Here is a 22,227-nt window from a genome sequence, read left to right on the forward strand (position 1 = left end):
TCGCCGCGCGGGTGGCCTGGCTGCGGGACGCCGACCGGTCCGCCGCGCCTGACGGACGGCCGCTGCCGCCGGAGTTGGAACAGCTCGACGAAAAAGGCCGCCCGCTCGGCGAGATCCTCGCGCGGCATCTGCCCGACGACTCCCGGTCCGCCGCGCCCGCCGCAGGCCCGGCGTACCCGGAGCCCAGGGTCTCGGCGCGATGCCAGCCGGCGTAGCGGCGCAGGACTGCCGGCCCACCTGGCCGCGCACGCCGGTGACGAGCAGGTGGATCTGGACGACGGTCTGCTGGATGCCCTCGGCGCACCACCGGCCCGGACGGCCTCGCGCCTGGCCCCCGGACTGCCTCCTGCGTCCGCTCGCGGGCCCCGGGCCACTGGCGGTGCTGGAGACCGCTTCGCCCGCGGGCGTGCTGGACGCCCGGTTCGCCGACGCGCTGCACACCCTGTACGGCACCTACCCGAACCCGGACGGTTACCGGGCCTTCCTCGCGGCCGTGGAGCGGCTGTCGGGAGCCCGGTTCGTGGAGCTGCTGGTGCCACCGCCGGCCGAGCGTGCCGCCAACGCCGTACGACGGCCCGTCGTCACCGGGTGGTGGACCGGCGACCCGGACTCGGCGCCGTACCAGGGGCCGGCCGGATCGGCTGCCCGCCATCTGCGGCTGGAGCGCATCACCCTGCGGCGGGAGGGCCACCAGGTCGTCGCCGAGGCCGACGGGCAGCGGCTGCTTTTCGTCCACCACGCCACCCGCACGCCGTTGCCCCCTAGGCATGGGGCGCGCCTGCGGGTGCCTCCGCTCCCGCCTCCGCCTCTGGTGTCGGCTGTGGTGCCGGGCGTGGCGGTCGGCGGACGTCGGATCCGGATGCGGTACGACCGTGGTGCCCAGCCGTTCGGCCAGAGCACGAGCGCGTCCGGCGCGCCGATCCTCGTGCCGGGCGTATGCGGCGACCCGGGCGAACAGCTCCGGGTTGCCGGCCGCCGCCCACGCGCAGCAGCGCTGTGCCGCCCAGCCGCGAGACCCCGCTCATCTCAGCACCCCCCGTCATCAGCGAGGGCATGGGCGAGCAGGCTCTGCCGGGCCAGCGAGAGCAGGCCCCGGTTCCAGTGGAAGACGGCGTGGTGGGCGGCGGCGCGGCGGGGCCCGACCAGTGCGTCCCCGGACTCGAAGTACCCGGTGCGCCACCGCTCGGCGGCCCGGAAAAACGGCGTCCCCGTGTGCTTCCACCACCGCGCGCCGCTCCGGCGGCACGGGTGCGAGCAGGCCCTCACGCCCGGCGCGCCAGGACTCGGCGATACCGGCGGCGGCACGGCGGGCGTCGTCGTCCAGCGCCGAGCCCTCCAGCCTGCGCCCGGACTCGTCCCGCACCACCTGCCAGACCCCGCGATGCTCCCATCTGACGACGCCCAGGCCCTTGAGCAGATCGCTCAGCAGCACGAGGGAGCCCCGCCAGTCGGCCACCGGCCGCGCGGGCTCACCGCCCTCGCCCCGGCCGACGTGATGGTCGAGCCAGGCCGGCGAATCCACGGTGAACAGCTCGTGCACGTACCGCATCGACCGCGGACCGCCGAACAGATACGTTCCCGGCTCGTACACCCCGCACAGCGGCGGACCCACGTGCCCGTCCGGCTGACCGAACCGGCCGAGCAGCTCCTTGCGCAGTACGTCGCCGTATCCCGGTGCCGATACCTCGAAGCGGATGCGCAGCCCCGGCGGTTTGTGCATGAAGAAGAAGGAACGCACTCGGCCGGCGGCGAGCAGCCCGCGGGCGGTGCCGCCGAGCACGCGGTACGTCCGCGTCCAGGACGACGGGCCCGGCGCGAGGCTGAACTGCACCCAGCCTGTCTCCGGTACGTCGTCGCGCAGCGCGGACAGTCCCGCCGTCACAAAGGTGCGACGTGCCGCCTCGTAGGTGGTGTCACAGGGCGAGAGAGGCGAGCCAGTCGGTCAGGATCCGGTTGGTCTCCAGGGGGCGTTCCTGCTGGATGAAGTGGCCGCAGCCGTCGAGGATGTGCGAGGCGGCGAGGCCGGGCAGGGTCGTGGGGTACGCCGTGATGGCGTCGGCCAGCCAGGTGGTGGAGGCATCCAGACTGCCACCGAGGAACAGCGACGGCTGGGTGAGGGGGGCTCCGTGGAAGTCGGCCAGGTCCTCCCAGTCGCGGTCCATGTTCCGGTAGCGGTTCAGCGCGCCCGTCATGCCGGTGCGTTCGAACTCCCCGGCGCAGACGTCGAGGTCGTGTTCGCTGAGCCAGGCCGGGAGCCGGCCGGCGGGGAAGCGGTCACGCAGCCTGCCGTCACGGCTGACGAAGTGCGGGTCCGGGGCGCCGGGCGCGGGCATGGTGTCGGCGGACAGGGCGGCGTAGAAGCCCGCGAGCCAGCCTCGGACGTCGGGCTCGATCTCCGCTTCGGCCCGGCCGGGCTGCTGGAAGTAGGAGACGTAGAACTCCTCGGTGCCGCCCATCTGCGCGAAGACCTCGCTGGGCCTGGGGCCGCCGGGCGGCGTGTAGGGCACGCTCAGCAGTCCGACCGCGCGGAACACATCGGGCCGGACGAGGGCGGAGGCCGCGGCGATGGCCGCGCCCCAGTCGTGCCCGACGATCACCGCGGACCGCTCGCCGAGGGCCTCCACCACGGCGACGTTGTCCTCCACCAGGTCGAGCATCCGGTACGCGTCCACCGCTTCGGGCCTGGAGGAGCGCCCGTAGCCGCGGACATCGATGGCCACTGCCCGGTAGCCCGCGGCGGCCAGTACGGGCAGCTGGTGACGCCAGGCGTACCAGCACTCCGGGAACCCGTGCACGAGCAGGACAAGTGGCCCGCTGCCCCGCTCGACCACGTGTGTTCGACCGGCCGGCGAGGAAACCAGACGGTGGACGCGGTCAGCGGCGGTCGTCTGAGGCATGGATCGTTCCTCCTGGCGCGTCGTGCGTCGTCCGGTACGGACGACGAGTCCAGACTGAGCTCAGATCAGTTCCGTCAAGGGCAGCACCAGCGATCATCCAGCAGACAGCTGGAAGTACGCGACGTCTGTTGCCAATTCAGCAACACCGGGCGGACTCCAGCCCGTCACTGGTTGCCCACAGCAGCCAACCGGGGCCGGGGACTTTCAAGCTCTGGCCGCTGTCGTGTGAAGGGCCGTGTCCCGCGCCGGCGTGCCCACGGCTGCCTCGTCCGCGAGATCGGGGTCAGGTCTTGTCCTGGGAGGGCCCCACCGGGATGATCATCGATCATGCACCTCGATGAACTCGATGCTGCTGAGCGTCGGCTGTGGGACTCCTTCGCGCAGGGAACTGCCGTCGATGTCCGCGACGGCACGTCATCGGCGGGATGCGCAGTACGGGCCGATGTCATCGCGGCGTTGCTGCTGGGTGCCGGCGCCGATCCCGCCCCGGGCGACCGCCCGGCACTGCGTCTCACCGGTGCCCACATCACGGGCGCCCTGGATCTGCGGTTCGCCGAGGTGGCTGTGCCGGTCGTCCTGGCAGATTGCCGCTTCGACGAAGTCCCCCTGCTGCAAGGCGCCAGGATCCGCGAATTGGCCCTGCCCGGAAGCTCCCTGCCAGGTCTCGCCGCCGACACGGCCCAGATCGACGGCCGACTGGTACTGTCCCGCTGCCGGCTGACCGGACCCCTCGTACTGAACCGCGCTCGGATCAACGGCGACCTGGACCTCCGCGACGCTGTGATCACGGCACCCGGGAGCGAGGCGATATCCGCCGTCCATGTGGCCGTCGGCGGTGACACGCTGTGCACCGACCTGGCTGTCCAGGGAGCCTTCCGCATATCCGGTGGCTCCATCGACGGAGAGTTCGACCTGGAGGGCGCCTTCCTGAGCAACCCCGGCGGTCACGCGCTGGACGCCTACCACGTCCACATCACCGAGGACTTCACCTTCCACCCGCGCTTCAGGGCCGAGGGGCGGATCATCCTGTCCGGTGCCACGGTCTCGGCAGCGATCGGCTTCTGCGGCGCCCTGCTGAACAACGCCGGCGGCGTCGCGTTGGAGGCCGTCGATGTCAGCGTCGCCCGCAACTTCGACCTCGGCCAGGGGCTCGCCGTCGTGGGCGGCATCAAGCTCGACGGCAGCCACATCGGTACGCAGCTCAGTTTCCGCGATGCCACGCTCACACATCCCGACGGCACCGCCCTGTCGCTGAGGCTCACCCAGGCCCGGGAGACCGATCTGCGAACCCAGCGACCGATCGACGGCACCGTCGACGCACGCAATGCTCAGCTGGGCACCCTGTACGACGCCCCTGACACGTGGCCCGCCGACCTCCGGCTGGCCGAGGCCACCTACGACGCCCTCGCACACCCCCTGTCGGCCACTGAACGGGTCGACTGGCTCCGGCGCGGCACCGACGGCTATCTTCCGCAGCCCTACGAACAGCTCGCAGCCGCGTACCGACGGCTGGGACACGAGGATGAAGCACGCACCGTGCTGCTGGCCAAACAGCGCCATCGGCGCGCCACGCTCCCCCCGCACAGCCGGGCCTGGGGCCACATCCAGGACGTGACCGTCGGCTACGGCTACCGGCCTCTGCGCGCCGGCCTCTGGCTCCTGGCTCTCCTGGCCTGCGGGGCGATCTTCTTCGGCACACATCACCCGGCACCGCTCGAAGCCGGAAAGGCACCGCCGTTCAACGCGGTCTTCTACACCCTCGACCTGTTGGTCCCCATCATCACCTTCGGACAGGAGACGGCTTTCGCACCACGAGGCATGGGGCAATGGCTCGCTTACGGGTTGACCGCAGCCGGCTGGATTCTCGCCACGACCGTCACCGCCGGCATCTCACGGGCAATCAGCCGCCAGTGACGAACCCACCAGCCACGATGTGACTCCGGCCTTCACGAAAACCAGGAGACGGCTCTGTCGGCGATTCGTGAAGGCCACGGCTGCGTGAAGATTCGAGCCCTGAGCAGTTGGAACGAGGCTCGGCCGTACATGGCACACGTGCAGCCGGCGGGCGAGCGAGCTGTCGTCCGGCGTTTCTCCGGCATGCGGTGGATGTGCTCGTAGCGATGGCGGGTGCACGCGACGATCCGGACGAGCGGTCGACACCGCCTCCACCACCAGGACGCCGATAGAGCCGCTGAACCGCGCCAGGGGTTCCACGGAACTGCGGACGGATCCGTTTTCGAGGATCGCCATCACGAGGGTCGAGTACGTCTTCTGCGTCGTCGCAGCTGAACCGAGCCCCTGACTGGCCGGTCCGCGCGGGTGATTGACGACTCCACCAGAGACTCCCGCGCCGGACGCCAGTACTCCCGCTCCTGGATTGCGGGAGATCGTCCATGGTGGGTAGATGGATTGAGGACGCCGTCGATCCGTCGCCGCCCTGATCAACCATCGCCTGCCCGGCGGACCGGGGCGAGTTGTCGTCAGCGTCATCCGGTACAAGACGACATGCCTCCGGGTGATCCTCGGCCCACAGAAGTCGCCATACGAGGTGGGGAAATGCCTCTTCCGCAGATGATCACCGATCGGTTCTCACGGCTCAAGGATTGGTTTGTCCAGAACGCTCAAGCCGCCAACGTGTTCTATCCGAAAGCCGCAGACGTGGGGGGTGTGAAGATTCTCTACTTCAATCCGGACTTCCAGACCGGTCTCCTGGCTTCGGGTAATCCTGCCATTTATCTTCCGGTTACCAACCGCGGCCAGATGGCGGCGCGACTCGGGCAAGCCTCAATTGACAACCATAATTCATCCAACCCGGGTCCCCCTCTTGAGTATCCGGCGCCGCAGTACGTGATCTTTACGCCGGGGCCACCGGCGCAATACAGTCTTCCGACGGTTCTGCTGAGGGTGAAACAGCAATGGTTGGACCACCTTCAGGACGCTGATGTCAACTTTGAGTCTGCGATGGTCTTCTTGCACGAGATGGGCCACGCGGTGTTGGGGGCGGCGGATCCGGGTAACCAGAGCGAGGGGTACGCATACTGGATCGAGCTGAATGTGATCCTGCGTTTCCTTCGGACTACCGAGCCCAGCAACGGGGCCTATTCAGCCCCTCTGCTGGGCATCACCACCTCGGGTCAGGGTGTAGCCAATTTCATACTGGGGCGAGTGGATCAGTACGAGATAGCGAAAGTGCAGATCGAGCGGCGCCCTCGCAATACGGAAATCCCGGACACTATTGATCAAATCGCGGATGTTTTGGCGGCCGCAGGCCTGCCTCAGGTCAGCGTCACCGCACTCAATCAGGCGGCGACCAGGCTGCGCCAGATGCCGCAATAGGCTCGTCGATGAGAACTCGCAGGCCCGTAAGAGGCTGTTGTCTATCCGCTGAGGGGGCCGGAGGCAGAAAATCTGTCGAGCCGAGGGGCCTTGTGCCGGAAGACGGCCTTGTGGTGGGGGCGATGTCCGCGCCGGACCGTTGCGGTGGACCGGATGCAGGCCGGCCTCGGGTGTGGCGAGGGGTTTGTGGGTCCCCCGATCCATCTGCCCACCATGGGCGGTCTCCCGCATCTCGGCGCGGGAGCACTGCCGTCCGGCGGGGGAGTCTCTGTGGAATCGTCAACTACCCGCGCCACCCTGCTGATCGGGACCCCCGTTCCGGATGCGACGGCTGCCGCATGGGTTCACCGTGGAGGGGAGGACAGCGGTGGTGCCACCGGTCCGAACTCCGGGGACGGGACGGGGGCAAGGAGTGTCCGGGGCCGTGGGTCGCTGTCGCTTTTGTGGCCGCGCCCGGCGGATGGAAGGGACGGGGGACGGACGGAAGGGACGGGGGAACGATGGCCGAGAAGGTCTACAGCATCATCGAGGTGGCGCAGCAGGACGGGAAGTGGGGGTACTCGGATATCAACTTCTCCGCGGGGCGGTCGGCCGATTCCCCGGAGTCCGGTGCCGGGCCGGGGTGGCGGCAGATCAGTCCGGTGGCGATCGCGGGCAGCGGCCTGGCGGCCGCGGGATCCGGCGAGGACCAGCGACGGGTCTACTACCAGGAGCAGGACCGCAGCCTGGTCGGCGCGGCGTACGACCCGTCGTCGCCGGACGGTCACTGGGCGGGGTACCGCGTCTTCACGAGGGAGACCGGAGCCCCGACCGCCGACGTGGGCAGCGCGGTGGCGGTGACGGGCCGGATCGGGGGCCTGCGGGTCTACTACCTCGACGACGGCCGGGGCGAGGACGGCCGGCGCCCGGTACGGCTGGCGGAACGGGGACGGGAGTGGACGTACAGCGTGTGCACCGACGCCCCGCGCGGTTCCCCGATCAGCCCGCTGGCCGCCGTCACCACCGAGCAGGGCGAGTACGCCTACTACCTGGACGCGGGGGGCCACTTGGTCGAGGCGTCCTGGCTCGGGGAGGAGGGCTGGTCGGTCTGCGACGTGACCTCCGGCATCGAGGGGTGCCCGACCCCCTCCTCGCTCAGCCGGCTCACCGCCGTCGGGTACGGGACCGACTCCCGCCTCGTGTACTTCCTCGACGAGGGCGACCGCCCCGTCCAGCTGGAGCACACGGTCATCGCGGGCACGAAGAAGAAGCCCGAGGGCGGCGTGGCGTGGCAGCTGCGCCGCCTGTCCGCGTACGGGGCCCCGGCCGCGGTGGCGGGCAGCCAGCCGGCGGTCGTGCTCACCGCCGACGACCATCCGCAGCTCTACTACCTGGACGCCGACCGGATGGTGGTCGCGGTGGAGTTCAACGGTCGCGGGTGGGAGGTCAACCGTGCCGGCGCGGACGCCGATGACGGCGCGGGCGCTCCCGCGGCGGCTGGCGGCAGCGCCCTGGCCGCCGTGCCGGGCGCCGACCGCTCGGCAGCCGAGGTGTTCTACCTGGGCGCCCCCGACCTGGCCGACGGCCCGGGCGAGGGCGACCACAACCTGATCGAACTGCGGGGAGCCGGGGACCGGTGGACCTCCCGCAACCTGGGCGCCGAGCTGGACCTCCCCGACGTCGCCACCGGCGTGCCCAGCCCGTTCGCCGCCATCCGCACCAGCGGCCCGCGCGTCTACTACACCAGCGAGGAGTAGTGGGCGCCGCGGGCCGCCGGCCGGCCGTATGCGCGAAGGAGCCACCCATGCGCATGAACGACACCTACCAGGACGCCGTGAGCGGCACGCTCATATCCGTGAACAAGGGCAGCCGTACCAACATGACGGTCACCAACGGCACCCCGGTGCACCTGCTGGTGTACTGGGTCGGCCTCGACGGCCTGCTGTACGGCCTCAACCCGCGGACCCAGAGATTCACCCCCGGCCACCGGGGCCAGGTCCTGAACCCCGGAGCGACCGCGACCTGGACGAACATCGACCGCTCCTACTACTTCGTCGCCAAAGCCGGATACTCGGGCGCCTTCGCGGCGGTCTGGCGAGCCACCGAGGACAACGCCGCCGTGACCCTCACGGGCCGTGACCTGCTGGATCCGGATGACATCGGGGAGACTCCCGTGCCCACCAGCTCCGTGATCATCCCGACGAACGGGCCGAGGATCCTGGTGGGGGCGGGGGTGCTGCCGAACGGGAACTCCGTCACCCGTGAGCAGTTCTGGCAGCGCCTGCCGGAGTCGTACAGCCTCGCGGCGGGCGAGGAGAAGACCGTCAACTACACCCAGACGCAGGGGATGCAGGAGAGCTCGTCGGACACCAAGACGGTGACGGCATCGGTCAGCGCGAGCGCCAGCGCCGGCTGGGGCCCGTTCAGCGCCTCCGTCAACGCCTCGCTGAGCAAGTCCTCGACCAGGACCCAGCAGGTCACCGTGTCCACCCAGACGACGAGCTTCACCTCGAACCAGTACACCAACGACACCTGCCACGGGCGGATGTGCCTGTTCTGGCAGCTCACGGACGTCCTCACCGTGTTCGACGGCACGGGGACACCGCTGTCGTCGGTCGTCTCCGCCAAGGGCCCGACGGTCGTCTGGGGACCCGTCGACGTTGACGAACTGGACACCGGGAAGCCCGGCACGTTCGCCCAGCGCGTCGACGAACCGGACGTGCCCGAGCTCGTCTCCGTACGGCCGGCAGCCGAACCGCCCCGGCCGACGCTCTCGCAGCGCGGAACCCAGAGCCGCGTTCGGGGCACGGGTTCACCCACCAGCAGCCGGAGGAGATCATGACGACAGCGGGCGCCCGCCCCACGGGCGTGACTCCGGGCGGAGGCTACACGGCGGTCATCGAGGTGGCACGGGAACCGGACGGCTCGTTCCAGTGGACCAACCTCAACGTCGCCGCCGGGACGGAAGTGGGCCCCGGCATCCGCAAACCCGCCCCCTTCCCCTCCCTGACCGGCGGCTTCGCCGCCACCGCATGGGGGTCGGACAGTCGGCGGGTCTACTACGCGAACACCGACGGCGCCGTCGGTGAACTGGGGACCAACGGAAACGGCTGGGCCTACCGCAACTTCACCAGCGGCGAGGGCACGCCCGTGGCCGCGTGGAACAGCCCGCTGGCCACCGGCGGGATGCGGTCCGGGACGATGGCGCTCTCCTACGTGGACGAGACCGGTCAGCTCATCATCATGAAGTTCAGCGGCGGCTGGACCTGGGGCGCCAACCCCAAGCTCCCCAAGGTCCCGGAGCGCAGCCCACTGACCGCGCTGCAGAACGGCCGAGGCCGTTTCGTCTACTACTTCGACAGCGTCAACCACATCACCGAGGTGGAGGAACAAGGGGTGACGGGGAGGCTCACCGATCTCACCAAGTACGCGAGCCTCCCCACCGCATCCCCGATCAGCGGGTTGTCCGCCGTGGGCTGGGACACCGACCGCCGGCGCATCTACTACGCGGACCGGCAGGACAACCTCATCGAGGTGGTGGGTTTCGGGGACGACGGCGGATGGAAGTGGCAGAACCTCTGCAAGCTGAGCGTAAGACAGCCCAAGGACGGGAGCCCGCTGGCGGCCGCGGTGGGTTCGGAAACCTTGGCAGGCGTCGCACTGTGGAACCAGGCATCCGAACCGTTCTGGGCGAGTTGGGCCGACGGCTGGTCCAGCCAGGAGATCCACACGACCCAGTACGGAACCTATCCGGTGGTGGCCGCCAACAGCTCCGTGGCGTCCGGGGTGGCCGGCGACGGCCGCCCCTGGGTGTCCTATGTGGACGAGGACAATCACCTCTCCCTGTGGCGAGGGCCGCAGACGGGCCGGCAGTGGTGGGACCTGACCGCCGATCTGGGCCTTCCGGCCGCCGCCAAGGTGGCCACCCAAGGTCCTCTGGCCCTCGTGCACACCGAGCGCGGCCCGCGCGTCTATTACCTCACCGACGAGCCCGAATTCTGACGGACCCCGCCCCGCACGTGGATGCGCGGCCGGTGATCGGAGCTCACCATGCGAATGAACGACACCTACCAGGCGGCCCTCGACGGGACCCTGGCCTCGCCCCCCAAGGAGTCCAGGGCCGAGATCCTCGTCTTCAACGACCTATCGATCCCCCTGGATCTCTTCTACCTCGACCAGTCCGGCGACCTGTGCGGGTTCGTCAACGGGATCTGGACCGCGGGTCTGCCCGGGCTCGTACTGGAACCCAACGGCGGCAACATCGTGATCAGCGGCGACTGCTGGGCCGACGGCTACTGGCTGGCCAAGTCCCACTACTCCGGCGCCTTCGCCGCCGTCCTGCAGAACCTGCCGGGGAAGAGCACCATGACCTTCTCCGGATCCGACCTGCTGGACCCCAACAACATCGGACCGATCCCCAAGCCCACGGCCGACATGCTCATCCCGCAGGACGGCCCCAGCGTCCTGGTGGCCACCGGTCTCGTCCAGCACGGCGCCACGACCCGGACTCCGGTGACCACACCGGGGGACGACCAGGTCGGACTCGGCGTGGCCGTCACCCGGGAACAGTTCTGGCACTGCACGGGGGAGTCGTACAGCCTCGCCCCCGGCGAGAGCCGGACCGTCAGCTACACCGTCACCCAGGGCAAGCAGGACAGCAGTTCGGAGTCCGACACCACCAACGCCTCCGTCGGCGTGAGCGCCAGCGCCGGCTGGGGCCCCTTCAGCGCCTCCGTCTCCGCTTCCCTGAGCGAGTCCTCCACCACCACCCAGCAACTCACCGTGTCCACCCAGTCGACCTCCTTCGTCTCCAGCACCTACGTGAACCTGAGCGAGCACCCGGAGCTCAACCTCTTCTGGCAACTGACCGACGTCGCGACCGTCTACGACGAGAACGGCCAGCCCCTCGCCTCCGTGATCTCCGGCGAGGCCCCGGCGGTCGTCTCCGGGCCCTGGGAGGTCGAGCAGCTCGAGAAGACGAAGAAGAAGAAACTGACGCCAAAGGCCAGGCACGACCGGCCCGCCAAGGAGTGAGCGGACCACAGGCGGTCTCCTGCGGAGGCGTGCGTGTTCCAGGCCGCCCCTCGCTCGGGGTAGCAAGGGGCGGTTGCGCGCTGGTGTCCTGGGCCCGGAATTCGATCAAGGCGTGAGGCGAGCCGTCGGACGATCTCGTCGGCGTCCTTCGTCCGGACGAAGAGCTTCGGGTCCTCATCGGCAGCACCGGGGCCGAGCGGTCCACAGCCTGGACTTGGCACCGTCGGACTCCGGGGACGAGGCCGTTGGTGCCTTCGTCCTCGGCGGGCTCCGCACCGCCTCGCCGGCCGGTGGAGAGCAGTACGGCGGGGCGGGAGTCGAGGACGCGCGGTGGGGGACGAGCAGCTTGTCCGAACTACGGGTCTGTGTGCCGCGGTAGGTCACCCGGTTCCCGTTGGGCGGCTGTGGTGAGCTGGTCGGCCAGGTTTTTGAGGGCTTGGCGCAGTTCGTCGGGGTGGTGGATGGTGAAGGGCCATTCCAGGGAGGCGAGCAGATGTGCCATGCCGTCCAGTCTTTCTGCCCGTGCGCGCATGAGGACGCCGGTGGGTTGGGCGGTGAGGGTCACCGCTGAGCCCGGCAGCCGGCGGCCGATCTCCTCGAGAGGGCCATGGATGGTCACCTCGACCTGCCAGCGGTAGGGCACCTGGGCCAGGGTCGAGGTCAGGTGGGCGACGGGGTCGAAGCCGTCGGGGGGCGTGAAGTGGTGGGTACGTGGGGTGAGGGAGGCGATGCGGTCGATGCGGAAGGTCCGCAGGTAGTCGCGTAGGTGGTCGTGGCCGACGACGTACCAGCGGCCGGTGTGGAAGACCACGCCGTAGGGGTCGATGTCGCGTTCGGTGTACTCCTGGCGCCAGGACCGGTGGCGGATGCCGACGGTCGTGCGGGCGCGGGAGGCCTGGGCCAGGGCCAGCAGGATGCCCGTTTCGGGTCGGGTCTTGGGAACCCGGGCAACACGGGCGGGCAGCAGGCGTCTGCGGGTGGTAAATCCGTGTCCGGGACGGCCCAGTGACGCGATCATGGGCGGGTCACCGACACGCAACCGCCGAGGAATCGCTCGCCATGCCTGTTCCCGCCGATCCCACGATCCTGCATCCGATGCCCGAGCAGCCTCGGGTGGTGCTGCTGAAGCCACTGGTGAAGTCCCCGCTGATCGAGATCGGGGAGTACTCGTACTACGACGACCCGGATGATCCGACCGGGTTCGAGACACGCAACGTCCTCTACCACTACGGTCCGGAAAAGCTGATCATCGGCAAGTTCTGCGCGCTGGGAACGGGTGTGCGGTTCATCATGAACGGCGCCAACCACCGTATGGACGGCCCCTCGACCTTCCCCTTCCCCACGATGGGCGGCTCCTGGGCCGACCACTTCGACCTCCTCACCGGACTGCCCAGCCGAGGGGACACCGTCGTCGGCAACGACGTCTGGTTCGGCCACGGCACGACGATCATGCCCGGTGTACGAATCGGCCACGGCGCGATCATCGCCACCGGCGCCGTGGTCACCGGCGACGTACCCGACTACGGCATCGTCGGCGGCAACCCGGCCCGCCTCATCCACACGCGCTACAACGACCAGGACATCGCCCGCCTGCTGGCCGTGGCCTGGTGGGACTGGCCCGCGGAGCACATCACCGAGCACCTCCGCACGATCATGTCGGGCAGCATCGCCGACCTGGAGGCCGCGGTCCCGGAAATCCCCGACAGGTGACGGGCGCGCGGGAAGTTGCCATGCGGTCGCATCGGCGTGGCCGGGACACCTCCTGACGGCGGTCGACGGAAACTGCGTCGCACTGCCCGCGGAGCGCGGCGGGAGTCACGGACATGCATGTCGGCCTGGGGCGGGGCCGGCGCTCCGACAGACCTGGCGGAACTGAGCAGTTGTGTCCCGTCGGCCAGGTGTAGCAGGTGGCGCCTTGTCACGTCCTGCTCATCCGGGCCCCAGGCCACGAGCAGGTCGACGAGACGTCGGTCGTCGTCGAGCTTCAGAGAGTCCACCGGAGTACGGCCGTACAGGGCCAGGACCAGCTCACCGGCGGTGCCGCGGGCGGAGGAGTCGGCCGTTCCCGGGTCCTCGCCGGCAGCGGTGGCGGGCATGGTGCCGGGCCGGGGCAGGCGACGGGTGACGGTGGCGTGGTAATGGTGTCCGGCGGATCAGGGCGCGGTCAGGTGGTGGGCAGTGGTGGGTTTCCGTGTGGGTGCAGGCGGTCGGTGAGGAAGGCGAGGATTTCGTCGCGGGCTTGGAGTGTGGGGTGGCCGGCCTCGTCGACGAGGTGGGCGGTGACGACGCTGTGCGGGGTGCCGACCAGGTCGGCGAAGAAGGGGGGCGGGGCCGGGTTGGCGGCGCTGTCGACGAGGACGCGCCCGTCGAAGGCGTCGCCGAGCAGCGCGCGGTAGGCGGCGAAGCGCTGCCCCGTGCACCAGCGGTCGCCCTCGAAGCGGTAGGCGAGGACGGTGAGTTTGTCGCGGTGGAGCCGGTCGCGCACCGCGCGCGCGTCGGCCGCGTCGAGTTCGAGTGCGCCGGGGTCGTCGAGCGGTAGCGACGGGTGGTTGACCACCGGGGCGATCACGGCCGGCTCCAGGGCCATGGTGAGGGCGAAGTTGCCGGTGAAGCACAGGCCGATCGCACCCACCCCCGGCCCACCGCAGGCGGTGTGGGCCTGGCGGGCCAGGCCGCGCAGCCAGATGGTCACCGGGCTGGTGCCGCCTCCGGCGAAGGCGCGGAACTCCGCGCTGACACAGGCGCGGCGCACGACCTCGCGGCCGCCCTCGACGGTGGGGAAGGCGCCGTCCGTCCCGAACAGGGAGGGCACATGCACGGTGAAGCCGGCGTCCCGCACCCAGCGCGCGAGCCGCAGGACGTCGGGACTGATGCCCGGCATCTCCGGCAGCACCACGACCGCGGGCCCGGCCCCGGCCACGTACACCGTCTTCTCCACCCCTTCCACGGCCACACTCCGGCGGGAGAAGTCGGTGATCGGATCGTCGTTGCTCATGAGGCCAGCCTGGTGCCGGGGCCGGTCGCCGGGCGAGGGGCGGGATCGCCGAAGCCAGGGGTAATCTCGCCACACGCGAGGGAGGCGAGCGGTACGCGGACGGCGGCCCCGCGGCCGGGGACGTCAGGGGGCAGGGGAGCGATGGCAAAGGCGGCGCGGCAGGTGGAGGGCGGCGCGAGTGCGGGTGCGGGTGCGGGTGCGGGTGCGGGCGCGGGCGCGGGCGCCGGGTCGGGTGCGCTGCAGGTCGGGGTCCTGGCGTACCCGGGCTGCTTCGCGTCCGAAGTGTTCGGTGTCCCCGACCTGTTGACGATGGCCGGGCATGTCGCCGGACCGGACGCGCCCGGCTACCGGGTGTCGGTCGTCTCGCCCCGCCGCCGGGTCACCGCCTCTGGCGGCGCGAGCCTGGGCGTGCGTCCCTTGCGCGAGGTCGACGTCCTCGTGGTCCCCGGCTTCGAACTGCGCCCGGGCACGGACCTCGACGCGCGGCTCGCCCGGCTCGCCCCCGAGGTTGCGGCGATCCGCGCGCAGTCCGCCGCAGGTACCGCCGTCGTCTCTCTGTGCGTCGGCGCGTTCCTGCTCGCCGAGGCCGGTCTCCTTGACCGGCGCCGGGCCACCACCTCCTGGCTGCACGCAGGCGAACTGGCCAGGCGCTGCCCGGACGCCGACGTGCGGCCCGAGCACCTGGTCGTCACCGACACGGGGGTGACGACCACGGCAGCCTTCAGCGCCATGTACGACTTCGCGCTGGACCTGATCCGCCGGCACAACGGCGCCCGGGTGGCCCGCACCACCGCACGGGTGGCGCTCGTCGACGACGCGCGGACCTCGCAGATGCCGTACGTCGACCCGCGGCTCCTCCCGCAGCCCGGCCAGACGTTCTCCCAGCGGGTGATGCGGCGGCTCGACCAGAACCTCGCCGAGCGGTACGACCTCGCCGAGCTCGCGGACGCCTTCCGGGTCAGCACCCGCACGCTGCTGCGCCGCTTCGCCGAAGAGACCGGCCGCAGCCCGCTGGCCCATCTGCAGGCCTCCCGGGTCCGCCGCGCCCGCCATCTTCTGGAGACCACCGACCACACCGTCGCCGCCGTCGCAGCGGCCGTCGGCTACCGGGACCCCGGCACTTTCGCCGTCCTCTTCGCCCGTCACACCGGCCGGCGCCCGAGTGCCTACCGCGCCGCCTTCCGCCGCACGGCTCGGGCGTCCGCCCCGGACGCCGGCGTCAAGGTGCATTGATCACGAGCGTTGTCGACGCCGGTTGGGCTTGATCATGACGAAGACCTCCGGTGAGGTGGAGCTGTCTAGGACTGCACCGCACGGAGGTCTTCGTGTCCCACCGTAACGCCCGGCTGACCGTTCACCCGGCAGGCGGCTGCGGGCTGAACGTGACCGTTCCGGCCGTCCCGTCGCCCATGTCGCAGCCGAGATGGGTATATCCCGGACCGCGGCGCACAAGTGGGGGACGTCAAGCGGGCCGGGCCACCCGCGGCGGGACGGGTGTCGACTACGTCCAGTCCGCCGTCGACGACCACTCCCGCCTTGCCTACGGTGAGCTCCACAGCGATGAGAAGGCCGCCACCTGCGCCGCCTTCCTGCGCCGAGCCGCTGCCTTCTTTGCCACCTGCGGCTCGACCGCATCGAACGGGTCCTGACCGACAACGCCTGGCCCTGCCGCAAGACCTCGCCTGGCAGCAGGCCTTGGCCGACCCCGGCGCGACCGGCAAGCTGACCCGCATCTACCGGCCGCAGACCAACGGCAAGGCCGAACGGTTCAACCGCACGCTGCTCGACGAATGGGCCTACGTCCACCCCTACACCAGCCACATCGAGCGCACGGCCGCGCTGGACAGCTACAACCATCACGGATGCCGCACCGCACTCGGAGGCCAGCAACCCATCACCCGCCTGAACAACCCTGCGGGTCAAGACACCTGGGGACGGCGGCGTCGCGGCGGCGCAGCAGCTCCTGCGCGACGGTGTCCCGCTTTTCCATGTGGACAGTCCTGCCCGGCCCCCGGGGATCGGGCGGGGCGAGAAACCTACTGGGTACTGTCCGGCGGGTCATCCTCGCAGTCATAGCCGGATCGCTGCGAGGTGACCGTGCCGTGGAATACGCATGCTGCCTCGTCGTAACGGGTGGCCACGGCGCGGAACCCCCTTGAGTGCGCTGGCGGTGCGCTCGGCTTCGTTCCCGCGGGCATACCGGCCCTGGTCGAAGCCGGTGGGGCGACCTCGAGAAGCAGCAGGACGACAGCTTCTCGGTCTACCCCCGCAACCACCACCCGTACGTGCTTGAGTCGCGGCTGCGCGAGCCGCTTCGCACCTTCGCACGCACCTGTATCTCGACCCGAGCCATGCCCCCTGACCCCGCGTAGGCGGTACTGCCGCTCAAGTGGAGCGGGCTGCCGCAGTGGCCGACCGGGTGGTTCGGCGCCGCGGCCTCCTTGCGGACCGAGGGCACTGACGTGCGCGTGCGCATGACCCCTTACGGTGCCGGTAAACCCGAGGTGCGAGCGCTCATCGAGTGATCCGATACGTGCAACTGCGGTGCATGAGATGCGAGGGAGGGGGAACCACGCACGGCGCGCACGCCCCTCTGCGCATGCCCCTCATCCTGCAGAAGTAACTCATATTTTGTGTGCTTGTAGGGCTGAAGTAAGGGCATTCGGTGGCCAGGAGGTTGATAACAATGGTTCCCCTGCTTCTGGTTCTTCTGCTGGCTCTGATCCTCTTCGGTGCGGGTTTCGCATTGAAGGCACTGTGGTGGATCGCGGTGATCGTGCTGGTTGTGTGGCTGCTCGGCTTCGTCGTCAGGCCCGCGGGCAGTGGTGGGCGCAAGGGGCGCTGGTACCGCTGGTAGACGAAGGCGCCTGAACACGAGGCGTACGCCTCGCGCGAAAGCGGAAGCGGGGTCCGGCCGGGTACGGCCGGACCCCACTTGCGTGAGACCACATGTCAACGGATGCGAGGGGAAGAGATCGGGCGTATCGGACGCACCGCAGGGTACGTGAGCAAAGCAGCGGCCCTGCAGAATCAGCAGTGGAACCTGCGCCTCCTATTTCTGCGGGGCTGCTGCGCCGCCCGGCTCCCACGCCATGGACCGGCCGGTCCGCCGACCGGACCGCTGGCCCTGCTGGGCTCGGGCCCGGTGGTCAGGACGCTAGACCGCCTTCCGGAGTACGTCTCCCACAGGTCCCGCACCACCGGCCTGAGGCCAAGGGTGGCGCAGATGAAGGACCACAACGCCGCTCGACAGCCGCGGACGATGCGCAAGAACAGGTGAGAGGGCAGAACGGTGGAACCGGCTGCCGACGACGAACGCGGCGGCCAGGCCGTCCATGACCCTGTGCGTCGGCCGCGGCCGTGTGAGGACGTTGAGCCCGGGTTCGACATGCAGCGCGCTCGAGCGGAGCGCGCACGTGGGGGGCTTCGCACAGTGGGCCGCTTTGGGCAGGGCGATGGGGTCGAAAGAGAAGGATGTGGCCCATCGACGGCACCTGGAGCGGGCCTTCACCGAATGGCCTGTCAGCAGCCATGCTCCGTGGCCTCCTGACGGGTCCTCACCCTGCGCCGCCGTTCCGTCGCCTTCCCCGTCAGGGTCCCGACGGCCGGAGACTCTGCGACTGCTCACAACCCGGTACCCGGCACGAGCCCCGACCAGTCCGGCTACTGCCGAGACGAACCCAGTGATCGCTGTAATGAGAGACGTGATGGCTCCGAGTCCGCCTGTCCCGCCTGTTGGAGACTGGGGCTCGGCCTCTCCAGGGCCGCTCCCCATGAGGAACGGGCCGGAGAAGAGGACGGACATGACCTTCCGAGTAACTGCTCCTCTCCGCCCAGGAGTAGCTGGCTCCGGCGCAGGTTCGCCCGGCCGTCGACCTCGCGGCCCTGCGCACCCACCTCGTAGCCCTGGAACTGGCCGTCGAACAGCTCAGCCGCCTCGGTTGCGCCGGGCAGCGGCTCGCCGCACTAGGGCGCGTATCGAGTCGTGATCAATCTGTCGATTCGCTCTCATGGCGAGACCCGGCCGGTAAGTCTTCTTCCGTGACGCGGGCCCAACTGACAGATGCACAAAGGTGTTTGGTGCTTGGGTGACCATCCACAACCGCCACCGGCAGCGACATCGCAATGCATGTAGTCTCAGTCTTGATCCATCGTCTCGTGGCTTGGAGGAAGCACCAATGACGAAGGCCCCGTTCGTCGCCATGGCCGCCGCTACCGCGGCACTTGGGACTGCGCTTGGTTCCCTTGCGCTCCAGCTGCCAGCAGACGGCTACGAGCAGTACGTCGAATCCGTAGCCACCTTCAGCGTCCTGATGTACGTCACCGCAGCTCTGGTTGTGGTGACATGGGTCCGAGACGGTCGTCCGCACTCGAACTGAGTTCGTCGCGGACAAGCGCAAGCCGCTGGCCCCGCCCTCTCGGTGCTGAGGAAATCACGCCGGCCGCCCGGATCGATCCGGGCGGCCGGCGTCTGGCCGTCGTGTGCAGTACTGGTCAGTCGTCAGCCGCGTGGGGGCAGGCCGTCGTCCAGGGCGCTGCGGATGGTCTCCCCTTGCCGCGGCGAAGTCGGCGAGTTCAGCCGCGATGCGGTTGTAGGAGGTCATGGCCAGTGCCTAATCGCCCCGCAGCGGGGCGGCGGTGGAGCGGAGAGGCCTTCCACGACGCGATGAGTAACATTCAGCACGGTGCTCGACCGGCGGCAGGCCGCTCTCGCGGTGCTTGCAGCCACCGATCTTCTGCAGCACCCGGTCACCGGTAGCGGCCCAGAGACGACGCGGCCGGTCGGGGCCGTTGTGCGCCAGCGCTTGATGGAAGCCGTCCTCCAGACGATGCCGGAGGCATCTGTGGAGGAGTGACCGGGCGCACTGATCAGGCTCGCGCCAGGCGCCTCCGCGAAGCTGCCGCCCGGGTTCGGCGGCACGTGCCTTTTCTGCCTCTGCGGCCGGAACCGCTTTTTTGCAACGACCGTACGAACTTCCTGTCGCAGATCATGCCCGCCGGCGGCTGAAAGCCCGCCGCCGGTTCCCAGATCCCACGTAAGAGCAACAAGTACTGGTTCTACAGCCCCACCACCGCTTGGACTTCCTACACGCGGGGGGAGCGGAGAGGTGGTACTGGATCGCCACGAAGCACTCCAAGCGCACGAAGCATCTGTACGACGTGCGGGACCTGTTGGCTTCAGACGGCCTCCAAGCCGACTGGAACCATAACGGCGTCATCGATCACTCGATGTTCGTCACCAGCAGGTTCGCCGGTTTCCCCCACCTCACGTATCACACACGTGACACCTGCAATAAACGTCTGAAGAAAGTCCTTTCGGGCAGTCCATACGCTCTGTATTACGCCCACCGCACCTGACAATCTGTTGCCGCCACAAGAGAAGAAGGAGCCCTGTCGTGAACCGTCGCGGTACCGCTGTCGTCGCACTTGCGTTACTGGCCCTGGTCGGCTGCTCCTCGCACAGTGACACGGCCAAGCCTGCTGCCTCGCCGTCCGACGGAGCACGTCGGACCGTCAGCGATTACCTCCGTGCTCTCAACACACGCAGCGCCGTCGATCTCATGCGGGTCGGCGGAGTGAAAGATGAGCCGTGGTCGCGTCGGGAAGCAGCACAGATACTCGCTGACAAGGGCGGACGTGGCTGGAAGATCCGCAGCCTTGAGATCGGATACGCCTACGGTCCCAACACTGGCCTTGCCCGGCTGACCGCCACAGACACATCAGGCAAGCCCATGCAGGACAAGTTCACGGTGATGCGCGAGAACGGCACGTGGCAGGTCGTGGTGTTCACCGGCCAGCCCAACCCGCCCGGCAAGACCCCGGCCTCCACGGCTCTGCCGACACCGTGACAAACAGGTCGGTGCAACCCGGCCCGCGTCGTCCCACACCATGTGTTTTGCCGACCCGAGCATGGGGTGCCGCAAATACGCGGCACGTCGGCGTGAAGCCCTGAAGGACCCATCACGCCGATTTGGTCCAGTCGGCTGCGGCGGCCGGGGTATCGACGGGCTGATCAGCCTGACGGAGGACGGCGGCCCCTGCCGGCACCACCCAGCCGGGCACATCACGGACCGATGGCTGGCGTCCCGAGTTCTCCCAGTCCGCACGTCCGATACGTGGACCGCTCGCACAGACACTCCCAGGTCCCGGAAGGGGGAGTGCTGATGCCTGAGGGCGCGACCGGAAGTGACCTACTGATTCCCGATCGTCCTTGCCGAGCCGTCAGGGAGGCGGCAGCACACCGGGGAGTCCGACGTCGCGTCCGTGGCCGCCCAAGCCCAGTTGTCAGAACACCGTCGGACGATGCGTGCGTGAGCCTGCACCACGAAGTGGTCTTCGCCTGCTTCCTCCGGGACGAGACACCCGAGCCGGTCTTGGCCGCGCTGCGGGAACGACGCCAACCCCTCAGCCGTTTCCCGACCGTCAGCTGTGTTGAGGGTGATGGGGGCCAGTTGTGGCGATGTGGGCCATGTCGTTGCCGGCGTTCGCGTGTCTACTGATCTTGTTCGCTCTGGCGGAGAGCGCGTGGCGATGGTTCACGGGGCTGGGCTTGATGCCGTGGCTACGCAGGCGCACCGGGCGGTCGTTGTCGAACACGGCCTTCGATGAATTCACGGCGGTCGTGAACGGAAACAAGACGGTGGAGCTGGAGCAGCGGCGGGTGGAGTTGCTGCGGCGGGACGACGAGAGCGACGGTGCGCCGCCTCGCTCCCGCATCGACCTGGCCGAGGGCACCGCGTTCATCGTGTTGCCCCAGGAAGCGGACGGTCCGTGCGCCGACAGGCGCGATGCCCGTGAGGGCCGGCGGTGAACCGCGGACGGGAGGGGGCAGGCGCAGAGCCGTCCACGCTGTGGGGGCGTATCGCATGCTTGTGGGCGGCCGCGTTCGCAGGGTTGCACTTCTACTGGGCCGTCGGCGGTGATGCGGGGCTGAGCATCTCCGCCGGTCCGCTGGCCACCGAGCGTCCGTTGTGGTTCGTCGTAGCCGGTTTGTGGGGTGTGGGTGCGCTCTGCCTCCTCGGCGCTCTGCTGGCATGGCTGCTTGCCCGGTCCAGGCTCCAGGGCGTTCCCGCCCTGCTGGCGAGGTGGCTGGGGTGGGGCGTCAGTGCCCTCCTACTGGCCCGTGGCATCGCTATCGAGGTGCTGCTGCTGACCAACACAATTCACCTGGACACCTCCGTGAGCGCGGGGCAGCGGGCCTGGACGCTGGCCCTCTGGAACCCTTGGTTCATCGCCGGAGGACTGGCCTTCGGCCTCGCCACCCTTCGGTCCAGCAGGCCTACCAACGCAGAAATGCCACCCGCGTCCAGACGCTGACTGCTCTGCCAGTCAACCCACAGCCCCTCCGGCCTGGTGCGCGGCCGGCCACGTCGTCGGGGAACGCGCAGGCGTTCCCATCCGCCCATGATCCCCCTGCACACCACCGTCCGCTTCCGCTCACCACACCCCCGTGAGCACGTACCCAGCTCTGACCAGCCCCGCGTCCGCCCGGGAGATTGAACCGACCCGGGCGGACGGCGAAGGTAGGAGCCGGCAGCGGAAGAGCCAGCGGACCCGTCGGGGCCGACTCGTCGGCGAACGCCCACAGCGAGTCCATCAGGTGCGCCTCGTCGACGCCCTCCCCGTGCGTGCGTGTAGAGTGGCTGAACAGACGACGCGGGGTGGAGCAGCTCGGTAGCTCGCTGGGCTCATAACCCAGAGGTCGCAGGTTCAAATCCTGTCCCCGCTACGAACGGAAAGGGCCCGGTGATCCGGGCCCTTTCCCATGCCTCGGAGCCTGTGTCGTACCTCAGGACCGCAGCCTTTTGGTCCGGCACCCCGGCACCCGCCTCCCGCGTGCTGGAGAGCGAAGGCGGTCAGGAGCCCAGGCGGCCTTCGTTTTACCCGGTCGTGCTGCCCGCCCGGTAGCCAGCGCCCGTGAAAGGTGCCAGCTCGAACCGGTCGTCCGCCTGGGCCGCACCCTGCGCCAGCGCAGCCAGGCACCCC

The 22,227-nt window shown here is 69.5% G+C and carries 17 protein-coding genes, 1 tRNA gene and 1 pseudogene; 15 read left to right on the forward strand and 4 right to left on the reverse strand.

Annotation, left to right across the window (positions count from 1 at the left end):
• Window positions 1-1,042: 1,042 nt before the first annotated feature.
• On the reverse strand, window positions 1,043-1,882 hold the full coding sequence (locus tag ACZ7DL_RS36015; RefSeq protein WP_470780858.1) for a lantibiotic dehydratase C-terminal domain-containing protein: 840 nt from the start codon (window positions 1,880-1,882) through the stop codon (window positions 1,043-1,045).
• Between the two features lie 31 nt (window positions 1,883-1,913).
• Window positions 1,914-2,897 (reverse strand): alpha/beta fold hydrolase, encoded by a 984-nt coding sequence (locus tag ACZ7DL_RS36020; RefSeq protein WP_470780860.1) that lies wholly within the window; start codon window positions 2,895-2,897, stop codon window positions 1,914-1,916.
• A gap of 327 nt (window positions 2,898-3,224) precedes the next feature.
• Between ACZ7DL_RS36020 and ACZ7DL_RS36025 the strand changes: the two genes are divergently transcribed.
• From ACZ7DL_RS36025 to ACZ7DL_RS36050, 6 genes are all read left to right on the forward strand, one after another.
• A complete protein-coding gene (locus ACZ7DL_RS36025) occupies window positions 3,225-4,811 on the forward strand; it encodes an oxidoreductase (protein ID WP_470780862.1) in 1,587 nt (528 codons plus the stop codon).
• 642 nt (window positions 4,812-5,453) lie between these two features.
• Window positions 5,454-6,233, forward strand: coding sequence for a hypothetical protein (locus tag ACZ7DL_RS36030; protein ID WP_470780864.1), 780 nt, complete (start codon window positions 5,454-5,456; stop codon window positions 6,231-6,233).
• A 500-nt stretch (window positions 6,234-6,733) separates the two neighbouring features.
• The gene (locus ACZ7DL_RS36035) at window positions 6,734-7,969 is read left to right on the forward strand and encodes a hypothetical protein (protein WP_470780866.1); all 1,236 of its coding nucleotides are present in this window, start codon (window positions 6,734-6,736) and stop codon (window positions 7,967-7,969) included.
• 47 nt (window positions 7,970-8,016) lie between these two features.
• Window positions 8,017-9,054, forward strand: coding sequence for a hypothetical protein (locus ACZ7DL_RS36040; protein ID WP_470780868.1), 1,038 nt, complete (start codon window positions 8,017-8,019; stop codon window positions 9,052-9,054).
• Window positions 9,051-10,214, forward strand: coding sequence for a hypothetical protein (locus tag ACZ7DL_RS36045; RefSeq protein WP_470780869.1), 1,164 nt, complete (start codon window positions 9,051-9,053; stop codon window positions 10,212-10,214). The genes ACZ7DL_RS36040 and ACZ7DL_RS36045 overlap by 4 nt, the downstream gene beginning before the upstream one ends.
• Before the next feature lie 48 nt (window positions 10,215-10,262).
• Window positions 10,263-11,246: a hypothetical protein gene (locus tag ACZ7DL_RS36050; protein WP_470780871.1), complete on the forward strand. Its 984-nt coding sequence runs from the start codon at window positions 10,263-10,265 to the stop codon at window positions 11,244-11,246.
• Window positions 11,247-11,601: 355 nt separating this feature from the next.
• Here the strand turns inward: ACZ7DL_RS36050 and ACZ7DL_RS36055 are convergent, their stop codons facing one another.
• Entirely contained in the window at window positions 11,602-12,264 is a 663-nt protein-coding gene (locus ACZ7DL_RS36055) for a helix-turn-helix transcriptional regulator (RefSeq protein WP_470780872.1), read from the reverse strand.
• A gap of 41 nt (window positions 12,265-12,305) precedes the next feature.
• Here ACZ7DL_RS36055 and ACZ7DL_RS36060 point away from each other — a divergent pair, with 41 nt between their 5' ends.
• Window positions 12,306-12,956 (forward strand): CatB-related O-acetyltransferase, encoded by a 651-nt coding sequence (locus tag ACZ7DL_RS36060; RefSeq protein WP_470780874.1) that lies wholly within the window; start codon window positions 12,306-12,308, stop codon window positions 12,954-12,956.
• A gap of 454 nt (window positions 12,957-13,410) precedes the next feature.
• Here the strand turns inward: ACZ7DL_RS36060 and ACZ7DL_RS36065 are convergent, their stop codons facing one another.
• Complete coding sequence (locus ACZ7DL_RS36065; protein WP_470780876.1) at window positions 13,411-14,241, reverse strand: dienelactone hydrolase family protein; 831 nt, start codon at window positions 14,239-14,241, stop codon at window positions 13,411-13,413.
• Window positions 14,242-14,382: 141 nt separating this feature from the next.
• Between ACZ7DL_RS36065 and ACZ7DL_RS36070 the strand changes: the two genes are divergently transcribed.
• From ACZ7DL_RS36070 to ACZ7DL_RS36105, 8 genes and pseudogenes are all read left to right on the forward strand, one after another.
• Entirely contained in the window at window positions 14,383-15,474 is a 1,092-nt protein-coding gene (locus tag ACZ7DL_RS36070) for a GlxA family transcriptional regulator (RefSeq protein ID WP_470780878.1), read from the forward strand.
• Window positions 15,475-15,566: 92 nt separating this feature from the next.
• Window positions 15,567-16,164, forward strand: a pseudogene (locus tag ACZ7DL_RS36075) (DDE-type integrase/transposase/recombinase); the annotation flags it as partial.
• Between the two features lie 763 nt (window positions 16,165-16,927).
• Window positions 16,928-17,098 carry a DUF5670 family protein gene (locus ACZ7DL_RS36080; RefSeq protein ID WP_199209256.1) on the forward strand — a complete coding sequence of 57 codons (171 nt, stop codon included), beginning with the start codon at window positions 16,928-16,930 and terminating at the stop codon, window positions 17,096-17,098.
• A 1,345-nt stretch (window positions 17,099-18,443) separates the two neighbouring features.
• Window positions 18,444-18,620: an SCO3870 family protein gene (locus ACZ7DL_RS36085; protein ID WP_470780940.1), complete on the forward strand. Its 177-nt coding sequence runs from the start codon at window positions 18,444-18,446 to the stop codon at window positions 18,618-18,620.
• Window positions 18,621-19,637: 1,017 nt separating this feature from the next.
• Window positions 19,638-20,090: a hypothetical protein gene (locus tag ACZ7DL_RS36090; protein WP_470780879.1), complete on the forward strand. Its 453-nt coding sequence runs from the start codon at window positions 19,638-19,640 to the stop codon at window positions 20,088-20,090.
• A gap of 611 nt (window positions 20,091-20,701) precedes the next feature.
• Window positions 20,702-21,052, forward strand: a complete 351-nt coding sequence (locus ACZ7DL_RS36095; RefSeq protein ID WP_470780942.1) for a DUF6191 domain-containing protein — start codon at window positions 20,702-20,704, stop codon at window positions 21,050-21,052.
• Window positions 21,049-21,558 (forward strand): DUF3995 domain-containing protein, encoded by a 510-nt coding sequence (locus ACZ7DL_RS36100; protein ID WP_470780881.1) that lies wholly within the window; start codon window positions 21,049-21,051, stop codon window positions 21,556-21,558. Before ACZ7DL_RS36095 ends, ACZ7DL_RS36100 begins: the two co-directional genes overlap by 4 nt.
• A 338-nt stretch (window positions 21,559-21,896) precedes the next feature.
• Window positions 21,897-21,970 (forward strand) — tRNA-Met (locus ACZ7DL_RS36105).
• Window positions 21,971-22,227: the final 257 nt, after the last annotated feature.

Source organism: Streptomyces sp. NPDC036984, assembly GCF_055607665.1.